This is a genomic window from Sphaerisporangium melleum, from assembly GCF_014646695.1.
Taxonomy (GTDB): Bacteria; Actinomycetota; Actinomycetes; order Streptosporangiales; family Streptosporangiaceae; genus Sphaerisporangium; species Sphaerisporangium melleum.
Genome location: NZ_BMNT01000028.1, coordinates 99,306 through 118,387, shown reverse-complemented (window position 1 = coordinate 118,387; position 19,082 = coordinate 99,306). Strand labels below are relative to the sequence as shown.

The window sequence follows — 19,082 nt, the reverse complement described above, 5'->3', positions numbered from 1 at the left end:
CGCCGGATCGGTCACCGTCCGGCCCGGCCGGCCACGAGCGCGATGATCGAGCTGACCTCGGTGATGCGCAGGCGGTGCGAGGCGACCAGGTACAGCGCGCCGCCAAGGCCGCCGCCCGCGACGAGGATGACCGCCGAGGTGAGCGGGGTGACCCCGGCCCACTCGGTGGTCGCCCACAGCGCGGCCAGGGCCACGATCGCCGCGGGGATGGCGGCGACGTACATCCGCGACAGGCCGGCGGCCACGAGACGGCCGCCCAGCCCGCCGCCCACCCTGCGGCTCGCCAGCCGCCAGGCGACCGTCCCGCCCACCGCGTACGCCAAGGCGTAGGCCGCGGTGAGCCCCATGACGATCAGCCGCGGCGGCAGGGTGAGGTACAGCACGTAGCTCGTCACGGCGTACACCAGGAAGTTGCCACCGGCGATGAGCGCGGGAGTGCGGGTGTCGCCGAAGGCATAGAACACCCGCAGCAGCAGTTGGTAGATCGAGAACGGCACCAGCGCCAGCCCGAACACCTGCAGGACGTTGCCGATGCTCACGGCCTGCTGCACGGAGATGCTGCCGTGCGCGAAGATCAGCACGGTCGCCGCCGGGCCGAGGACCATGAGCAGCAGCCCGCACGGGACGATCACCGACGACACCAGGCGTACCCCCGAGGCGAACTCCTCGCGAATGGCGGCGTACTCGCCCTCGTGCGCGTAGCGGCTCATGCGGGGCAGCATCGCGGTGATCACCGAGACGGCGATGATGCCGTAGGGGAGCTGGAAGAGCTGGAAGGCATAGCTGTAGGAGGCGAGGCCGGCGACGTCCACCTTCCCCGCCTTTGCGGTGGCGCCGGTGGCGAGGTTGGTGGTGACGATGTAGGAGAGCTGGTTGAGCCCGACGAAGGCGAGCGTCCACATGCCCGCCTTCCCCATCTCGCCCAGCCGCGCGTTGCGCAGGTCGAGACGCGGGACGAACCGGAACCCGGCGCGGTGCACCGAGATCATCAGCACGATCGACTGGGCGACGATGCCCGCGGTGGTGCCGAGCCCGAGAAGCGCCAGGTCGGCGTCGGTGGCCGCGTCGACGTTCCCGCCCGCGGCGCTGACCAGGTGGTAGAGCACGCCGACCCCGATGACGACGATGTTGTTCAGCACCGGGGCCCACATGGGGGCGGCGAAGCGGTCACGGGTGTTGAGGATGGCGCCGGCGATCGCCCCGATGCCGAAGAACGCGATCTGCGGCAGGATGAAACGCGCCAGTGTCGTGGCGACCTCGGCCTCGCGTGGTGACAGGTCGGTGGTCAGCAGTTCGATCAGCAGCGGGGCGCACAGCACGCCCAGGATCGCGATGGCGAGCAGCACCAGCGTGGCCAGGGTCATCAGCCGCTGCTCGTACGCCCGGCCGCCGTCGGCGTCCTCCCGCTGGGCTCTGACGATCATCGGGACGACCACGCTGCTCAGCAGGCCGCCGATGAGCAGGTCGAACAGGATGAGCGGGATTATGTACGCGATGTTGTAGGCGTTGCCGAGGGCCGCGACACCGATGGCCGAGGCGAGCACCGCCGTACGGACGAAGCCGGTCAGGCGGGACACCATGGTGCCCGCCGCCATGATCGCGCTCGCGCGCAGCATGCGGCTCATGAGGGACCCTCTCGCTGCTGTGCCGGTTCGGGGACGGCGGGCGGCTGCCCGCGGCGGCCGGCGGCGGCCCGCGCCTTCGCGATCTTGCGTGATCGGCGCCGCACGATGCGCAGCAGCACCGCGGCCAGCAGGACGGCGAGCGCGGCGCCCACGATCACCAGGGCGATGGCGGTGTAGCCGGTGGTGCGCACCGAGAACTCGACCGGCGCCCCGTACCGCAGTCCGTCCGCGGTCGTGAGCTGGACCTTGACCGTCACCTGGCCGCCGGCCTTGGCGACCATGGGGATGTCGATCGGCCTGGTCTTGCCGGGGCTGATCGTCACCGGCGACTCGTAGGAGCCGATCGTGAGCAGCTTGCGGTTGCCCGAGGTGATGCGCACCCCGACCGTGACCTCCTGGTCGGGCAGGTCGTTGCGGATGCTGATCGGCACGATGCCGTTCTGGCCGGCGAGCGCGCGGTCCTCGCCGCTGGTGATGGAGATCGCGTCGGTGCGCCCGGTGACGGCGGCGTCGATCTGCTTGAGCAGCGGGCCCGCGCCGCCGGTGCGGCCACGCCAGGCGCTGGAGGTGACGCGCAGCAGTGCGGTGTCGAAGACCCGCCGGTGATCGCTGGTGACGGTCGCGGTCACCTCGGCCCGCCTGCTGAGCTTGCGCACGGAGGCGATGTAGGCCTTGCCCAGCTCGGCCTGGCGGTCCTTGTCGGTGTACACCAGGTCGGCGCGCGGCACCGATGTCTTGGCCGACGGCTTGATGGAGCTCAGCGAGACCGGCTTGAGCCACGGGGCCGAGGCCGCCGTCTTCAGCAGCGCGCTGACGAACGCGGGATCGGGGTTCCACCGGCGCGGCGGCGCCGCCACGACCGTGCGCGGCTCGGACGGGCGCTCCACGCTGATCATCGCGGTCTCGGCGAGGAACCGCTGGGTGGCGAGCGTCGTCACGCCCGCTCCAGAGGCGCCCGTGGTGGCGGCGAGCTGGCTCAGCACCGAGTCGGCCAGCAGCACGCGGACCGGCCGCTGCACGGTGTCGACCGTGGCCACGGCGTCCGGCGTGTAGGGCAGGAGCGGGCTCGGCGGCAGCGCCGAGGCGTCCAGCAGGACGGTGCCGACACCGGCGACCGCCAGGACGTCCAGGGCGTCGCGGTCGACCACCCCGGCCGCGGGCCAGTTGACGGAGGTGGTGACCTCCTTGCCGAGCAGCTTGGTGGCGACGGCCGAGCCCTGCTTGATCGCGATGCCGGTGAACGCGTCGAGCCCGTGGTGGGTGACCGCCGTGACGTCCGGATCGGCGTACGGCATGGCCGAGACGGGGACGTCCTTCAGGGCCGTGCGCAGCCGCTGCAGCCACTGGTCGGCCGTCTGGTCACCGGTCTTGCGTTCGGAGTCGCGGCCCGTCTTGAGGGTGTAGCCCTTGGCCATGACCTGTGCGTCGTCGAGCACCGCCGGGTCGAGGAACCAGCTCACTCCCGGGGCCGGCGCCTCGGCGATCTTGAGGATCTTGCCCAGGCGCCCGTTGTCGGACACGGCGTCGTGCAGGCCGTCGTCCACGAAGGTCGCATCGTCGCCGCGATGCGGCTGGTCCGCGATGGGCAGCGCCCAGGCGATCTTCGTACGGGTGACCTGCTGGCCCTCAGGAGCGTAGGGCAGGAACGTGCGCTGGGCGGTGAGCTGACGGCTCGCCACGTCCACCAGCTCGATGGTCACCGGATAGACGCCGTAGCGGTACATGCCCAGCTGCCCGGGGGTGAACACGAACTCCCAGGGCACCTGGCCGGAGGCGACGAGCTGGCTCACCGGGATGGTCAGGCGGGAGGAGTCGAGGAGCTGGCCGCCTCCGGCGAACGCCTGCATCTCGGCGCGGGTGGCGAACGGCTGCCGGGAGAAGCGCAGACGGATGGTGAGCCCGGTGAGCGGCGCGGCGCCGGTGTTGGAGACCACCCCCGCGATCTTGATCTGGGTGGTGGACGCGCGGGGGACCTGCGGGGTGATCGCGTTGACGACGACGTGGGCGTCCTGCCTGCCGGCCGCTCGCACGGACCGCTCGGAGGCCGCCTGAGCAGGTGCCGCCGCGGGCTGCGCCGCGCCGGCCGCGCCGGCCATGCTTCCGGCACGCGCCGCCACCGGCCGTGCCGCGCCCGCGGCAGCGGCGGTGGCCGCCGGCGTCATCAGCAACGCGGCGGTCAACGCGAAGAACAGGGCGGCTCCGCGAGTCACGTGCCGGCCAGGGGTGGAGTTCGGCGCACGCCCAGAATGGTATGGCCTAAAGCAGAGCGGGCGGCGTTCCGCGCCGGGGCGGAGCCCGCATCGGCGGCAACCCGCGCGGCCCGATCAGGCCGCCGGCCGGTGCCGCGGTGAGCGCAGGTCCACGTACTTCCCGCCCATGAGCGACAGCAGGTCGATGATCCTCAGCCGCAGGGCGGTGCGGCGTTCACCGGTCGGCGTGTACACCGGTTCGTCCGGGTCGGCCGGATCGCCGAGGCGCTCGTCGACCAGCACGGCGAGGTCCTCGGGCAGCAGCAGCGGCGACACGCACGTGGCGGCGTAGTCGGTCGCGGAGTTCACCAGGAACGCGGGAGCGAGACGGATCTCACGTGCCCCGAGGAAAGCGCCGACGACGCTCGGGCGCGGGGGCGAGGCGACCGTGGTGATCACGGCCACCGGATCACGCGAAACCCGGGCCGTGACCTCGAAGACCGTTACTCGGATGCAGGCCGCCGGCTCGGCGTGGAGAATGGCCGGGAGGTCGTCGGCGCATGTCAAGGCCCGGGGAAGCCGTACGATCTCATGGTGGATCTGGTGGGACAGGAGCCAGCGGTGGATCGCGAGGGCGTCTTTCATCTCTCGTGCTCCTTGTCTTGTCCGGGTGCCCCCGACAGATCTGCCACCGACCGTAACCTGGTGATCGCTCGGGGTGTATTCCCGGGTGGGTTACACCAGGGCAGCTCGGAGATTAGCTTCCGTAACCGAAGGACCTACCCAGCTTGTCCGTCTCAAATCTGAGCGTCAGTCAGCAGAGGGCAGTGACCGATCTCTTCCGGCGCATCGCCCCGATCGTCGATGAGCTCGGCGAGCTGTTCGCCGCGCACAAGCACGAGCTCGCCGTGGTCGGCGGCTCCGTCCGCGATGTCTTCCTCGGACGCATCGGCAACGATCTCGACCTGACCACCGACGCGCGCCCGGAATGGGTGCTGGAGATCGTCAAAGACTGGGCCGACTCCGTCTGGACCGTCGGCATCGACTTCGGCACGGTGGGCGTGCGCAAGGGCAACTGGGTCCTGGAGATCACGACCTACCGCAGTGAGTCCTACGATCCCGCCTCGCGCAAGCCCGAGGTCGTCTACGGGGAGACCCTGGAGGCCGACCTCGAACGCCGCGACTTCGCGGTGAACGCCATGGCGGTGCGGCTGCCCGGTCACGAGTTCGTCGACCCCTACGGCGGCCTGGCCGACCTCGCGGCCAAGACGCTGCGTACGCCGGGCACGCCGCAGCAGTCCTTCGACGACGACCCGCTGCGCATGCTGAGAGCGGCGCGCTTCGCCTCCCAGCTCGGCTTCACCGTGGACCCCGCGGTGGTCGCCGCCATGACGGCGATGGCCGACCGCATAGAGATCGTGTCCGCCGAGCGCATCCGCGACGAGCTGGACAAGCTCATCTGCGGGGCCGACCCGCGTGCCGGGCTCGGCCTGCTCGTCGACACCGGTCTGGCCGCGCACGTGCTGCCCGAGCTTCCCAAGTTGCGGCTGGAGATCGACGAGCACCACCGCCACAAGGACGTCTACGAGCACACCCTCATCGTGCTCGAGCAGGCCATCGCCCTGGAGGCCGCGGGCCCCGACCGGGTGTTGCGCTGGGCGGCGCTGCTGCACGACGTCGGCAAGCCCAAGACGCGCCGCTACGAGGACGCCGGGCGGGTCTCGTTCCACCACCACGAACTGGTGGGCGCCCAGCTCGCCAAGAAGCGTCTCGGCGAGCTGCGCTTCCCCAAGGACGTCGTCGCCGACGTCTCCCGGCTGGTGGAGCTGCACCTGCGCTTCCATGGCTACGGCACCGGCGAGTGGACCGACTCCGCGGTGCGCCGCTACGTCCGGGACGCCGGTCACCTGCTCGAACGGCTGCACAAGCTGACCCGCGCCGACTGCACCACCCGGAACAAGCGCAAGGCCCTGGCCCTGTCGCGCACCTATGACCAGCTGGAGGAGCGCATCGCCCGCCTCGCCGAGGAGGAGGAGCTGGCGAAGATGCGGCCCGAGCTGGACGGCAACGAGATCCAGCAGATCCTCGGGGTCGGCCCGGGTCCGGTGGTGGGCAAGGCGTACAAGTTCCTGCTGGACATGCGCCTCGACCAGGGCATCGTCGGCAAGGACGCCGCCCGTGAAGCCCTGCTGAGCTGGGCCCGCGACCACGGCGTCACCCCCGGCGCCTGACCGCGCGCTCCGTTTCGGGCGCGCGGTCGGTTCACCGTGCTCGCCGTGCTCGCCGGTCGCTGGCGCTTCGGTTCGCCGAGGTCGCTCTTGTCCACAGGACGTGCGGAGATTTGCGCACTTTCCTGCCTGGCGTCGTTATCGCCGTGCTCGGTCGTCCACAGGTCGCCCGCCGCTCCGGTCCGGACGACACCGCGGCTCTAGGGTGGCCGCATGGACGCCGAGATCTTGCGTGACCTTGACCGGAGCCACCTGTGGCATCCCTACGCCGCCGCCTCGCCGGCGGTCGCCGCCCACCCCGTGGTCCGGGCCGAGGGGGTGCGGCTGACGCTCGCCGACGGCCGTGAGCTGGTGGACGGCATGTCCTCCTGGTGGGCGGCGATCCACGGGTACGCTCATCCCCGCCTCGACGCCGCGGTCCATGACCAGCTCGGCCGCATGGCCCATGTGATGTTCGGCGGTCTCACGCACGAGCCGGCCGCGCGGCTGGCGCGCCGCCTGGCGCTGATGACCGGGCTGCCCAAGGTGTTCCTCGCCGACTCCGGCTCGGTGGCCGTCGAGGTCGCCATCAAGATGGCCATCCAGTGCACCGGCAGGAGCCGTCTGCTCACCGTCAAGGGCGGTTACCACGGTGACACCTTCGGTGCGATGAGCGTCTGCGACCCGGTGAACGGCATGCATCACCTGTTCACCGGAGTGCTGCCCGCCCACGTCTTCGCCGACCGGCCCCCCGCCGACTACGGCCTGCGTCCCGGCGTCCCTGGGGAGCCGGCGCCCGACGAGGCGTACCTCCGGCATCTCGACGAGATGGTGGCGCGGTACGCCGGCGAGCTGGCCGCGATCATCGTCGAGCCGGTCGTGCAGGGGGCCGGCGGCATGCGCTTCTACCATCCCGCCTATCTTCGCCGGCTGCGCGAGCTGGCCGACGAGCACGGCCTGCTGCTCATCGCCGACGAGATCGCGACCGGTTTCGGGCGCAGTGGCGAGCTGTTCGGCTGTGACCATGCGGGCGTGCGGCCCGACATCATGTGCGTGGGCAAGGCGCTCACTGGCGGATACCTCACGATGGCGGCCACCTTGTGCACCGCTGAGGTCGCAGAGTGCATCGGCGTGCTGATGCACGGGCCGACCTTCATGGGAAATCCGCTGGCGGCGGCGGTCGCCGACGCCTCACTGACCCTGCTGGAGGAGCGTCCCTGGCGCGAAGAGGTCAAACGCATCGAGGCGGCCCTCGCCGAAGGGCTGGCGGCGGCCGCCGGAGCGCCCGGCGTGCGCGAGGTCCGCGTCCTCGGGGCGATCGGGGTGATCGAGACCGTCGAGCCGCTGGACGTCGCGCGCGTTCAGGAGGTTGTGATGGCGCACGGTGCCTGGCTGCGCCCGTTCGGCCGTCTGCTCTACACCATGCCGCCCTACGCGACCGGCCCCGACGACCTCGCGGTGATCACCGAAGCGATGAACGCCGCGGCCGCGACCCTCTCCCCCTGACCACGTCGACCCCATGATCCCGTGACCCGCACGCGGGGTTGCCGTGGCAACGATCCGGCCCGTCCCGCCTCTGTGCCGTGTTCGTCGGTGATGATGAGGGACTTGACCCCGTTGACCCCGTGACCAAGGGCGTAGGGGGCACCGGGGCTCGCCCGGCCAGGTCACGTGCCGAGGTCGGGGCCGGTATCTGTGAGCGGTGCGGAGGGGACGCTCGCCGGACGGGTCAGGGGGACGCCGGCCGGGCAGGTCAGCGGGTGGCTTCCTGGGGAGTGGGGCGGGGGGTGACACCGGCGACGAGGCGGTAGGCGATGGCGCTGACGACGTAACCCAAGGAGGCGATCAGCAGCACCGTGTAGGACTTGCCGTCCGCCGGGAGGAGCGCGGCGGCGATGGCGGCGGCCAGCACGAGCATCCCGTTGAAGAGCATGTCGTAGATGGAGAAGACCCGGCCGAGATAGGCGTCCTCGACGTCCCGCTGCACGATCGTGTCGGCGCAGATCTTCACGCTCTGCCCCGTGACCCCGAGGATGAAGCCCGTCACCAGGAAGCCGGGCTGCCGGAACGGCAGGCACAGGACCAGTTCGAGCACGCCCCCGGTGGCCAGCATGATCGGGATCCACGTCTCGATACGGAACCGCTTCGTGGCCCACGGCGTGATGAGCACGGCCACGAAGAAGCCGACGCCGGTGGTCACCAGCCACCAGGTGACCTCGCTCAGCCCGGCCTCGACGTCATGGGTGAAGTAGTAGCGGTAGAGCATCACGGTCATGACGATCGTGAGGCCGTACAGGAAGCGGTGGGCGGCCATGCTGCCCAGCGCGGCGGTGGGAGCTCGCATGTGCGCGATGTGGCGGGCGCCGTCGATCAGCCCGGTGAACACATGGCGCACCGCCTGGCGGGCCTGCGGCAGGTTCGGGTCGTAGGAGGGGCCGAGCAGGTCTCTGCGCATCGTGGACGCGATGAGGGCGCTCAACCCGAACACCACGCCCGAGATGACCAGCAGCCCGGCCGTGCCGCTGTGCTCGGGACCGAAGGCCAGGCGCAGCAGGAAGCCCGCCCCCGCGCCGATGAACGTGGCGACCGTGCCCGACGTGGGAGTGACGGCATTGGCCACCAGCAGTCGCTCGCCCTCCACCACGTGCGGCAGCGACGCGCTCAGCGCGGAGAGGAAGAAGCGGTTGACGCCGAGCACCGCCAGGGCCGCGGCGTAGAAGCACCAGTCGGGGGCGTTCAGCGCCACCAGCAGGGCCGTGGCGACCAGCAACGTACCGCGCACGACCGGGGCGATGACCAGGATCTGCCGCCGCGACCAGCGGTCGATGAACACGCCGGCGAACGGCCCGAGGAAGGAGTAGGGCAACAGCAACACGGCGAACGCGACGGCCGCCTCGGCGGCGCTGGCCTGCTTCTCCGGAGTGAAGAACGCGTAGCCCGCCACGGCGAACTGGAACACCCCGTCGGAGAACTGCGAGACCAGGCGAGTCGCGAACAACCGTCGAAAGTCCCGGCCTCGGAGGACGGCGCGGAGGTCGGAGACGATGGACACGCGGGTCAGCCTACTGTCCGAGCGACGCACGTCACATCGGGAACATCCCTGAATTCTCCCCAACGGCCGATGAACACCTCATCGCGTACTTCCCCTGCCGGCCAAGGCATCTGGTGCCGCTCCGCGGCGGGGCCCGTGGAGTAGATGAGGGCTCCACCGGGGATGAGGATTTCTCGTCCGGGGATGACGGTTCTGCGGCCGGGGGAGGCGCGCGGACGGAACGGCATACTCCCCGAAGTCGACATGATCACGTACCCTCGGTCAGGTGACCCAAGACGAACATGTCGTGCTGGTGAACGCACGAGGCGAGGCGGTCGGCACCGCGGCCAAGACGGCTGTGCACGGGGCCGACACCCCGCTGCACCTGGCGTTCTCCTGCTATGTGTTCGACGGCGAGGGACGGGTCCTGCTCACGCGGCGCGCCTCCCACAAGCGCACGTGGCCGGGGGTGTGGACCAACAGCTGCTGTGGGCACCCACTCCCGGGGGAGCCGCTGCCCGAGGCCGTCGCGCGCAGGCTCTCCTACGAGCTCGGGCTGACGGCCGAGCGCATCGACCTGATGCTTCCCGGTTTCGCCTACCGTGCCGTGATGCAGGACGGCATCGTCGAGCACGAGATGTGTCCCGTGTACCGGGCCGTCGTCTCCGGTGACCCCTCGCCGAACCCCGAAGAGGTCGGCGCCGCCCGCTGGATGCCGTGGAAGGAGTTCACCGAGGACGTCCTGAGCGGCCTGCTGGCGATCTCTCCGTGGTGCGGCGAGCAGGTGCCGCTGCTGACGGCCCTCGGTGCCGACCCCTACACCTGGCCCGGTGCCGACCCGGCCGAGCTGCCGCCGGCCGCCCAGGTGCCCGGCGCCTGAGCCGCGCCACCATCGACCGTCCGGTCCCGGCGCCGCTGAACGCGGATGCCTCCACGCCTCCGCGTACCTGCCATCCTGGCCGCTGAAGCCCGGCGTGCGAGGCCCCGGTAGGTCCGCGGCATGAAGAAAGCGCCCGTGGTTTCACGTGGAACCACGGGCGCCTGCGTTCAACTCGAGGGCCGCCGGGCGCGGCACTCAGGCCGGGGTCAGCGCTCGACCTCGCCGCGGATGAACTTCTCGACCGCCTCGCGCGCGTCGTCGTCGGAGTACTGCTCCGGTGGCGACTTCATGAAGTAGGAGGAGGCGGACAGGATGGGACCGCCGATGCCGCGGTCCATGGCGATCTTGGCGGCGCGCACGGCGTCGATGATGACGCCCGCGGAGTTCGGCGAGTCCCAGACCTCCAGCTTGTACTCGAGGTTCAGCGGAGTGTCGCCGAAGGACCGGCCCTCCAGGCGAACGTAGGCCCACTTGCGGTCGTCGAGCCACGGCACGTGGTCGGACGGGCCGATGTGCACGTCCGCCTTGGCCATCTCGTGCGGGATCTGCGAGGTGACCGCCTGGGTCTTGGAGATCTTCTTGGACTGCAGGCGCTTGCGCTCCAGCATGTTCATGAAGTCCATGTTGCCGCCGAAGTTGAGCTGGTAGGTGCGCAGCAGCTCAACCCCGCGGTCCTCGAAGAGCTTGGCCATGACGCGGTGGGTGATGGTAGCGCCGACCTGGGACTTGATGTCGTCGCCGACGATCGGCAGGCCGGCGTCGGTGAACTTCTGCGCCCAGACCGGGTCGGAGGCGATGAAGACCGGCAACGCGTTGACGAAGGCCACGCCCGCGTCGATGGCGCACTGGGCGTAGAAGCGGTCGGCCTCCTCCGACCCCACCGGGAGGTAGGAGACCAGGACGTCCGCCTTGGCGGCCTTGAGCGCCGCGACGACGTCGGCGGCCGGCTCGTCGGACTCCTCGATCATCTCCCGGTAGTACTCGCCGAGACCGTCATAGGTGGGGCCGCGCTGCACGGTCACGCCGGTCGGCGGCACGTCGCAGATCTTGATGGTGTTGTTCTCCGAGGCCACGATCGCCTCGGACAGGTCACGGCCGACCTTCTTGGCATCGACGTCGAAGGCCGCCACGAACTGCACATCACCGACGTGGTAGTCGCCGAACTGGACGTGCATCAGGCCCGGCACCCGTGTGTCCGGGTCGGCGTCCTTGTAGTAATGCACGCCCTGGACCAGCGCTGCGGCGCAGTTGCCGACACCGACGATGGCTACGCGCACGGAACCCATGGCACTCGCTCCTTCACTCGTTCGTATCATCAGGAACGGGCTCGGCGTCCTGCGCCTGTGCCCTGTCCGTTTTTGCCCGGACGGCTTGCGCTCGTTCGGTGTCGATCAGCTCGTTCAGCCAGCGCACCTCGCGCTCGACCGACTCCAGACCGTGGCGCTGCAGCTCCAGTGTGTAGCTGTCCAGCCGTTCCCGCGTGCGGGCGAGAGCGGTGCGCACCCCTTCGAGCCGTTCCTCGAGGCGGCTTCTGCGGCCCTCGAGGATGCGCAGCCGTACCTCCGCCTCGGTGTGGCGGAAGAACGCGAAATGAACGCCGAAGCTCTCGTCCTCCCAAGAGGAGGGACCCGCTTGGGTCAGCAGCTCGTGGAGCCGCTCCTTGCCTTCGGCGGTCAGCTTGTACACGATCTTCGACCGTCGGCCGGTGAGCGGCAGGGCGCCGTCCAGCGCCGACTGCGTCCCGGTGCCGGCGGCGTTCTCCTCGGGCGTCTCCTCGGCGATGAGCCCGTTGGCGAGAAGCTGCCGCAGGCATGGGTAGAGGGAGCCATAGGAGAACGCGCGGAACATGCCCAGCAGTGCGTTGAGCCGTTTGCGCAGCTCATAGCCATGTAGGGGCGTCTCGTGGAGCGAGCCGAGCACGGCCAGCTCCAAGACCGCGCCCTTGCCGACCGCCATCTGGAACCGCCTCCTCTCGCCGCGATGTGTCCCGCTGATGTATCGAGCCGATACATCCAGAGGATACGTCGCGGTGGCATACTGCGCAATGAAGAAATCCGTCAAGCGGTTGGGCGGAATAGCGGAAAAAGTCGTAGTCTGGCGCCCATGTGGTCACAGCGAGGGGTCGTGAACTACGGCCTCGCGAAGCGGGCGACCCTCCAGTCGCTCCGCTCCGGGCGCATGGCCAGGCGCGATGTGTGCGATGCTCATCCTTACCTCTTGCGTGCCGCCCGGTACCACGGTGAGCCGACGAACCGCGTCTGCCCCATCTGTGCGCACCGGAACGTGACCCATGTCACATATGTGTACGGCGACGCGCTCGGTCGCAGCGCAGGGCGCGTAAAGGCCACGTCAGACCTTGTTCAGATGGCCCACGAATACGAGGAATTCCGGGTCTACGTTGTCGAGGTCTGCCAAGGTTGTTCATGGAATCACCTGACGGTTTCCTTCGTCCTGGGCAATGGCGGGTCACCGGACGACCCGGACGACACGCGGCGGGCCGATTCCGACTCGGGCGGGCATCCCGCCGAGACCTAGCCGAGGGCGGCCCCGAGTTCCTCAGGGAGGCACTCTCCGCCTGCCCAAGACAGACGTCGATGACCCTCCAGATCGCCAGATGACCCAACGAGGACGCGTGAGTTACAGCAGCTATGGCTCCGAGCCGACCGGCCGCCCTGACCCGGCCGGAGACGCCGGTGGTCCCGCCCGACCCGGGCGGCGCCGTCGCTCTCCCCAAGGGGACGCGCCCGCCGGTGGCCACCCGGCATCGCATTCGGCACCGGCGTACGACCAGGGCTCCGGGCGGCGCGCCGCCGGGCCCCCCGACGCCGAATGGAACACCGCTCAGCTCCCGCCGCCGGCCCGTCCCGGCTCCGCCCCCGGCCCGCGCCCGGCCCCCGCTGACCCGCGTGCCCGCGCCGGCGACCCGCGCCGCGGGCCGGTGGACCCGCGGACCCGCCGTTCGGAGGCGGCCTTCGAGGACACCCAGTCGATGGGGCAGGTGGCCGGTGCCAGGCCGGCGGCCCCCGGTCCGCGGCGCGAGCCGCCGGGCGCCGAGACGGTCGTGAGCCGCGAGTCGCGCGACCCCGGCCCGCGTCGTTCGCGCAGGGCGCCGGGCGGTCCGGGAAGACCCGGCGGTCCGGCGGGGCCGGGAGAGCCGGCAGGCCCGGGAAGGCCCGGCCCCGATGGCCGGGGGCCGGGTGACGGTCCCCCCGGCGGGCGCCGGGCGCGCAGGTCGTCCGACGGCGAGCCGCCCCGCCGCGGCTGGACGCGGTTCCTGCCGAACTGGAAGATCGTCATGGCCGCCTTCGTGGTCATCGCGGCCGGTGTCTTCGGCATGATCGCCGTCGCCTACGCCAACACCCCGCTGCCGGACGAGCGGAGCGCCAAGGAGACCGCCACCGCCCAGGGCAGCACGATCTACTACGCCAACGGCGACGTGATGGCCCGGCTCGGCACCGAGCGCTACACCCTCGACAGCCTCAAGGACGACGTTCCTGCGGTGGTCCAGGACGCGGTGATCGGCGCGGAGAACGACACCTTCCGCGAGGACTCCGGCATCTCGCTGTCCGGCATGGTCCGTTCGCTGTGGAGCACCGCGAGCGGTCAGCAGGTGCAGGGCGCCTCGACCATCACCCAGCAGATGGCCCGCGGCTTCTTCGACAACCTCAACAACGAGCGGTCGATCACCCGGAAGGTCAAGGAGATCTTCATCGCGGTGAAGCTCGACAAGGAGTGGGAGAAGGACAAGGTCCTGCTCTACTACCTGAACATCGTGCCGTTCGGCCGCAACACCTACGGCATCGAGGCCGCGGCCCGGTCCTTCTTCGGCAAGAAGACTAAGGACCTCACCGCCGCTCAGGCCGCCTACCTCGCGGGACGCATCCAGCAGCCGGGCAACTTCGACCAACAAGAGGCGAACAAGAACTTCGCGGGCACCCAGGAGCGCTTCAACTACGTCATCAGGCAGATGGCGAAGACCTGGCCGGACAAGTACGCCGACCTGCCGAACACCGCGAAGTTCCCCAAGATCCGTGCACAGAAGGTCCGGAACAACCTCAGCGGCTTCCGCGGCTACATGCTCGACGCCGCGTTGGCCGAGCTCAAGGACCGGCTGCCGGCCTCCGTGCTGAAGTCGGGCGGCTACCGCGTCTACACCACCTTCGACAAGAAGCTGATGCAGGCCGCCGCCGACGCCGTGCACAACAACACCCGGCCGCTCTCGCCGGAGATCCACACCTCGCTGGCCGCGGTGGATCCGCGCAACGGCCGGGTCATCGCCTTCTACGGCGGCAAGAACTACCTCGGCAAACACCCCGACCAGTTCAACGACGCGTTCGCCGCGCGCAAGCAGGCCGCGTCGGCGTTCAAGCCGTACGTGCTCGCCGCGTGGCTGCACGCGGGGTACAGCCTCAACAGCTTCGTCCCCGGCAACGAGACGGTGCCCAAGGTGCTGGAGGGCACGACCAAGGTCACCAACGAGCACAGCATGCCGGCGGCCATCACGGTCACCTCGGCGACCGCGCACTCGATCAACACCGCCTACGCCTCGATGGCCTACCAGGTCGGGCTGGACAAGGTGAAGGAGGTCGCCGCCGGCGCCGGCATCCCCCGCGACGAGCTCGACCGGGACGAGGCGGAGCACAAGTACCTGATGTCGATCGGCACCGCCCTGGTCACGCCCCTCGAGCAGGCCGGTGGCTACTCGATCTTCGCCAACCAGGGCAAGCACTACAAGACCCACGTCGTGCTGCGGGTCGAGGACGCCAACAAGAACGTCGTCATCCCCGAGGACAAGAGCTTCACCCAGGTGATCTCGCCGTCGGAGTCCGCGGACGCGGTCGAGGCGCTGCGTGCGGTGGTCAAGGAGGGCACCGGCCGCGGCGCGGCGCTGCCCGACCGCCCGGTGGCCGGCAAGACCGGCACCAACAACCAGAACAAGGAAGCCTGGTTCGTCGGCTTCGCCCCGCAGCTGTCCACGGCGGTCGGCATGTACCGCGAGCAGTGCGTCAACAAGAAGGGGAAGATCCTCACCGGACGGGAGATCTGCCCGAACGGATACATCGGCAAGGAGATCTCGCTCGGCAACATCCAGGGCGCGACGTACCCGAGCCAGGTGTGGAAGGCATTCATGGCCGCGGCGATGAACGGCAAGCCGGTCGAGCAGTTCCCCGAGCCGCCGCGCGGCGGCGAGCCGGAGAACATCGTGCCGTCGCCGACGCCCACCCCGACGCCCACCGAGACCGACCCCGGGTTCCCGGACGGCAACGGCCTCCCCGACGGCAACGGGTTCCCGGACGACAACTCCGGAAATCCTGACAACAACGGCGATCCGAATAACAATGGCGGGGGTTGTCTCCCCTGGGACGACTCGTGTAACAACAACAACAACGGCGGTGGTGGCGGGGGCGACCCGTTCAACCAGGGCAACGCGCCCGCCGACCCCGCCACACCGACACCCACGCCGAGCGCGCCGGGCGGGCGCCGATCGACGCCCGCGCCCTCCCGCTGATCGGACGGATGTCATGACCCGTTCCACGTCCTCGCCGGGCGCCGCCGCGACGGCCGCGCGCGCCGCGCTGCCGTTCCTGCCTCTGGGGCTGCTCGCCGCTCTCGGTGCGGTCCTCGCGTACCTGTGGAAGGCACCCTGCCGCTACGGCGGGGCGTGGAACGACGGGACCCAGCAGTTCCTCAACTTCTGTTACACCGACATCTATCCGCTGTGGTGGAACGAGAAGCTGGACCAGGGGGTCACGCCGTACTTCGGGCACCCGGTGGAGTATCCCGTCGGCATCGGGTCGCTGATGTGGGTCATCCAGCATCTGGTGTCGGGCACCGCGGATCCGGGCGTCCGGTTCTACGACCTGACCGTGTTCGTCATGGCGGCCTCGCTGGTCGCCGGTGTGGTGATCATGGTCGCGCTGGCGGGGCTGCAGGGCCGGCCGTGGGACGCCGCCTGGTACGCGCTCGCGCCCGCGCTCATCCTCACCGCGTACATCAACTGGGACCTGCTGTGCGGTGCGCTGAGCCTCGGCGCCTTCCTGGCCTGGTCGCGGCGCGCGCACTTCACGGCGGGTGTGCTGCTCGGCCTGGCCGTGGCCACGAAGTTCTACCCGGTGGTGTTCTTCGGGCCGTTGTTCCTGCTCGCGCTGCGATCCCGCAAGCTACAGGCCTTCCTGTGGGCGGTCGCCGGCACCGTGATCACCTGGGTGGCGGTCAACCTGCCGTTCATGCTGCTGGCCTTCGACGGGTGGAAGAGGTTCTACGTCTTCAGCAGCGAGCGCGGCGCCGACTGGGGGTCGCTGTGGTTCTTCTTCCAGCGACGGGGATGGCCCTTCCTCGGTGACGCCGAGCGGCTCGACATGCTGGGCATCGCGTCGTTCGGCGTGCTCTGCCTGGCCATCGCCGTGCTGGCGCTCGCCGCGCCGACCCGGCCGCGGCTCATGCAGCTCTGTTTCCTGGTGCTGGCCGCCTTCATGGTCACCAACAAGGTGTGGTCGCCGCAGTACGTGCTGTGGCTGGTGCCGTTCGCGGTGCTCGCCCGGCCGAAGTGGAAGCCGCTCGTGCTCTGGCAGGTGGCCGAGTGCTGGTACTTCTTCGCGATCTGGCTCTACCTGGTGACCCAGCAGCCGGGCAACGAGGCCCTGGGCTGGGGCGACGGCGCCTATTTCAGCGCCGTGTGGGCCAGGGCGATCACCATCGTCATCCTGGCGGTGTTCGTGGTCCGCGACATCCTCCGTCCCGGGCACGACGTGATCCGGCAGAACGGGGTGGACGACCCGATCGGCGGCGTCTTCGACGGCGCCGAGGACCACTTCGTCCTGCGACTCCGCCCGTCGACCGCGGTCCGCGAGCCCGCTCCCGGATCCTCCTGATCGCCCGATTTCACCGATCACTGATCTAGGGTCCAGGTTGACCATCTATTCTCCTGTATGTGCAGACCTCCCCCCAGGAGATCGCTTCTCCCGCCCCCGCGGCGCCGCAGCGCGCATGGGACACGAACACGCTGCTGGTCTGGCTCGGCTCGCGCATCGGGATCGTCATCGCCATGACGGCCGGTGTGGCGATACTGGGCGGAGACGAGGCCAAGACACCGTTCCTGGAACGATGGCTCCACTGGGACGCCGGGCTCCTGGTGGAGATCGCGAAGTTCGGCTACGACGGTGACCCGGCCGAAAAGCCCGACCCCGGGTTGCCGGCCTTCTTCCCGGGGATGCCCATCGCGCTGCGGCTGGTGCACCTGATCGTGCCCGACTGGTCGCTCGCCGGGCTGCTGATCTCGTTCGCCGCCGGTGCGGTGGCGGTGCTCGCCCTCGCCCGGCTCGCCGATTTCGAGGGGCCGCCCGGCGCGGGATGGCGGGCGGCGCTCGCGCTCATCCTGTTCCCGATGGCGGTGTTCCTGTTCGCCGGGTACAGCGAGCCGCTGTTTTTGGCGTTCGCGATCCCGGCCTGGCTGTACGCCCGGCGCCAGGACTGGTCGGCGGCCGCGCTGCTGGCCGCGGGCGCGTCCTGCATGCGCATCACCGGACTGTTCCTCGCGCTCGCGCTGATCGTGGAGTTCGTGACGCAGCGCCGGCGGCTGCGCGAGGCGTGGTGGCTGGCGGTTCCGTTCCTCCCCCTCGTCGCCTACTCGGCCTACCAGCACCAGCGCACCGGCGACTGGCTGGCCTGGCAGCACGCGCAGGAGGCCGGCTGGGGACGGCGGATGGTCTGGCCGTGGGAGTCGTTCCAGACGACCTTGCAGATGGCCTCCGGCGACGGGCAGTTCGTGTGGGCGTTCCGCATGGAGGTCGCCGGGGCGCTGCTCGGCGTAGCCGTGCTGGTCTGGCTGCTGCTGGCCCGCAGGTGGAGCGAGTTCGTGTACGTCGGGCTGCAAGTGGGTGCGCTGCTGTTCTCGGCGTACTACCTGTCGATCCCGCGCTCGGCCCTGCTGTGGTGGCCGGTCTGGGTGCTGCTCGGACGAGCCTCGGCGCGCCGCCCCTGGCTGCTGCTGCTGTACGCGGTGGTCGTCGGGCCGCTCATGGTGATGAACGTCTACGGCTTCATGCGGGGCGCCTGGGCGGGCTGAGCCGACTCTTTACCCCTTTTTCCCGTTCCGTAATCCAGGGGAGTTATCCACAGGTTGTGGACACTGTGCACGACTCTGGGGTGCCGTGACTCAGAGGTTGGCCCGCAGGAAGGCGATGTCGGCGGCCTGTCCGTCCCCTGGCGTCTCCACGACGATCGGGGCGCCCGCCGCCCGGCACACACCGAGGATCAGCTCGGGGTCGATCTGGCCCTTGCCCAGGTTGGCGTGCCGGTCGGCCCCGGAGTCGAACGCGTCGCGTGAGTCGTTGCAGTGGACCAGGTCGATGCGGCCGGTGATGGCCTTGACCCGGTCGACCACGTCCACGAGGTCTTCCCCGCCGGCGTGCGCGTGGCAGGTGTCCAGGCAGAAGCCCACGTCGAAGCCGTCCAGCGCCTCCCACAGGCGGGCGATGCGCTCCAGGCGGCGGGCCATCGCGTTGCCACCGCCCGCGGTGTTCTCGATGAGCACCGGCACCGGGCACTCCAGGCGCTCGAACACCTTGCGCCAGTTGTCGAACCCGGCCTGAGGATCGTCGTCCTTGCCGACGTGCCCGCCGTGCACGATCAGGCCCTTGGCGCCGATCGCCGCCGCGGCCGCGAGGTGGCTCGCGAGCAGCTTGCGGCTCGGGATGCGGATGCGGTTGTTCGCCGTCGCCACGTTGATCACGTACGGGGCGTGGACGTAGACCTCGATGCCGGAGGTGGCGAACGCCTCGGCGCCCTCAGGTGACACCGGGGCCTTCCACCCCTGCGGGTCGCCGAGGAAGAACTGCGCGACCTGCGCGTCGCGCGCCCGCGCGTGGGCCAGCGGGTCGTCGCGGTCGACGTGAGCTCCGATACGCACCATGGGACGAGCCTAGCCGTTTCAAGGCCGGCACCAGGGGCAGTGTGCGCGCCAGGCCGGTACGCCCTGAGACCCGCGTACCGTGACATATAGGAGACGACTGTGGCCTACTACCGCCGCGGGATCAGCCTCTTAGGCCTGATCTACATTCTCATCGGCATCTACGTGGCCTGGGTGCACGACTACATCAACCCCAGCCTGCTCAGAAAGATCGCCCAGGCCCTGCTGGCGGTCTTCCTGTG

The 19,082-nt window shown here is 70.0% G+C and carries 14 protein-coding genes; 7 read left to right on the top strand and 7 right to left on the bottom strand.

All coding sequences use genetic code 11. The features are described 5' to 3' along the window. Positions 1-11 precede the first annotated feature (11 nt). The 3 genes from murJ to IEY93_RS24240 all read right to left on the bottom strand — a co-directional run bounded on the left by murJ (position 12) and on the right by IEY93_RS24240 (position 4,459). A complete protein-coding gene (murJ, locus tag IEY93_RS24250; RefSeq protein WP_189165409.1) occupies positions 12-1,625 on the bottom strand; it encodes a murein biosynthesis integral membrane protein MurJ in 1,614 nt (537 codons plus the stop codon). Then, positions 1,622-3,835, bottom strand: a complete 2,214-nt coding sequence (locus tag IEY93_RS24245) for a DUF6049 family protein (protein ID WP_189165408.1) — start codon at positions 3,833-3,835, stop codon at positions 1,622-1,624. Before IEY93_RS24245 ends, murJ begins: the two co-directional genes overlap by 4 nt. A 114-nt stretch (positions 3,836-3,949) precedes the next feature. Beyond that, complete coding sequence (locus tag IEY93_RS24240) at positions 3,950-4,459, bottom strand: aminoacyl-tRNA deacylase (protein ID WP_189165407.1); 510 nt, start codon at positions 4,457-4,459, stop codon at positions 3,950-3,952. Positions 4,460-4,602: 143 nt separating this feature from the next. Here IEY93_RS24240 and IEY93_RS24235 point away from each other — a divergent pair, with 143 nt between their 5' ends. Together IEY93_RS24235 and IEY93_RS24230 are read left to right on the top strand one after the other, a co-directional pair. Continuing rightward, complete coding sequence (locus tag IEY93_RS24235; protein ID WP_189165406.1) at positions 4,603-6,045, top strand: CCA tRNA nucleotidyltransferase; 1,443 nt, start codon at positions 4,603-4,605, stop codon at positions 6,043-6,045. 210 nt (positions 6,046-6,255) lie between these two features. Further along, on the top strand, positions 6,256-7,527 hold the full coding sequence (locus IEY93_RS24230) for an adenosylmethionine--8-amino-7-oxononanoate transaminase (protein WP_189165405.1): 1,272 nt from the start codon (positions 6,256-6,258) through the stop codon (positions 7,525-7,527). Positions 7,528-7,774: 247 nt separating this feature from the next. On the opposite strand, the gene IEY93_RS24225 is transcribed toward IEY93_RS24230, so the two are convergent. Next, a complete protein-coding gene (locus tag IEY93_RS24225) occupies positions 7,775-9,073 on the bottom strand; it encodes an MFS transporter (protein ID WP_189165404.1) in 1,299 nt (432 codons plus the stop codon). Positions 9,074-9,338: 265 nt separating this feature from the next. On the opposite strand from IEY93_RS24225, the gene idi reads away from it, so the two are divergent. Next, positions 9,339-9,932 (top strand): isopentenyl-diphosphate Delta-isomerase, encoded by a 594-nt coding sequence (gene idi, locus IEY93_RS24220; RefSeq protein WP_189165403.1) that lies wholly within the window; start codon positions 9,339-9,341, stop codon positions 9,930-9,932. 206 nt (positions 9,933-10,138) lie between these two features. Here the strand turns inward: idi and IEY93_RS24215 are convergent, their stop codons facing one another. Next, positions 10,139-11,218 (bottom strand): inositol-3-phosphate synthase, encoded by a 1,080-nt coding sequence (locus tag IEY93_RS24215; RefSeq protein ID WP_189165402.1) that lies wholly within the window; start codon positions 11,216-11,218, stop codon positions 10,139-10,141. A gap of 13 nt (positions 11,219-11,231) precedes the next feature. Next, the gene (locus tag IEY93_RS24210) at positions 11,232-11,888 is read right to left on the bottom strand and encodes a PadR family transcriptional regulator (protein ID WP_189165401.1); all 657 of its coding nucleotides are present in this window, start codon (positions 11,886-11,888) and stop codon (positions 11,232-11,234) included. A 147-nt stretch (positions 11,889-12,035) separates the two neighbouring features. Between IEY93_RS24210 and IEY93_RS24205 the strand changes: the two genes are divergently transcribed. From IEY93_RS24205 to IEY93_RS24190, 4 genes are all read left to right on the top strand, one after another. Continuing rightward, positions 12,036-12,467 carry a DUF5318 family protein gene (locus tag IEY93_RS24205; RefSeq protein WP_189165400.1) on the top strand — a complete coding sequence of 144 codons (432 nt, stop codon included), beginning with the start codon at positions 12,036-12,038 and terminating at the stop codon, positions 12,465-12,467. Positions 12,468-12,564: 97 nt separating this feature from the next. Further along, a complete protein-coding gene (locus tag IEY93_RS24200) occupies positions 12,565-15,441 on the top strand; it encodes a transglycosylase domain-containing protein (protein WP_189165399.1) in 2,877 nt (958 codons plus the stop codon). A gap of 13 nt (positions 15,442-15,454) precedes the next feature. After that, a complete protein-coding gene (locus tag IEY93_RS24195) occupies positions 15,455-16,804 on the top strand; it encodes a glycosyltransferase family 87 protein (RefSeq protein ID WP_189165398.1) in 1,350 nt (449 codons plus the stop codon). A 59-nt stretch (positions 16,805-16,863) separates the two neighbouring features. Then, positions 16,864-17,997, top strand: a complete 1,134-nt coding sequence (locus IEY93_RS24190) for a mannosyltransferase family protein (RefSeq protein ID WP_229691419.1) — start codon at positions 16,864-16,866, stop codon at positions 17,995-17,997. A gap of 90 nt (positions 17,998-18,087) precedes the next feature. Here the strand turns inward: IEY93_RS24190 and IEY93_RS24185 are convergent, their stop codons facing one another. Then, entirely contained in the window at positions 18,088-18,843 is a 756-nt protein-coding gene (locus IEY93_RS24185; RefSeq protein WP_189165397.1) for a deoxyribonuclease IV, read from the bottom strand. Between the last annotated feature and the right edge of the window lie 239 nt (positions 18,844-19,082).

Coding starts and splice junctions, on each gene's coding strand:
- murJ (WP_189165409.1), bottom strand. CDS start 1,625: ATGAGCCGCATGCTGCGCGCGAGCGCGATCATGGCGGCGGGCACCATG.
- IEY93_RS24240 (WP_189165407.1), bottom strand. CDS start 4,459: ATGAAAGACGCCCTCGCGATCCACCGCTGGCTCCTGTCCCACCAGATC.
- IEY93_RS24230 (WP_189165405.1), top strand. CDS start 6,256: ATGGACGCCGAGATCTTGCGTGACCTTGACCGGAGCCACCTGTGGCAT.
- IEY93_RS24215 (WP_189165402.1), bottom strand. CDS start 11,218: ATGGGTTCCGTGCGCGTAGCCATCGTCGGTGTCGGCAACTGCGCCGCA.
- IEY93_RS24210 (WP_189165401.1), bottom strand. CDS start 11,888: ATGGCGGTCGGCAAGGGCGCGGTCTTGGAGCTGGCCGTGCTCGGCTCG.
- IEY93_RS24205 (WP_189165400.1), top strand. CDS start 12,036: ATGTGGTCACAGCGAGGGGTCGTGAACTACGGCCTCGCGAAGCGGGCG.
- IEY93_RS24195 (WP_189165398.1), top strand. CDS start 15,455: ATGACCCGTTCCACGTCCTCGCCGGGCGCCGCCGCGACGGCCGCGCGC.
- IEY93_RS24185 (WP_189165397.1), bottom strand. CDS start 18,843: ATGGTGCGTATCGGAGCTCACGTCGACCGCGACGACCCGCTGGCCCAC.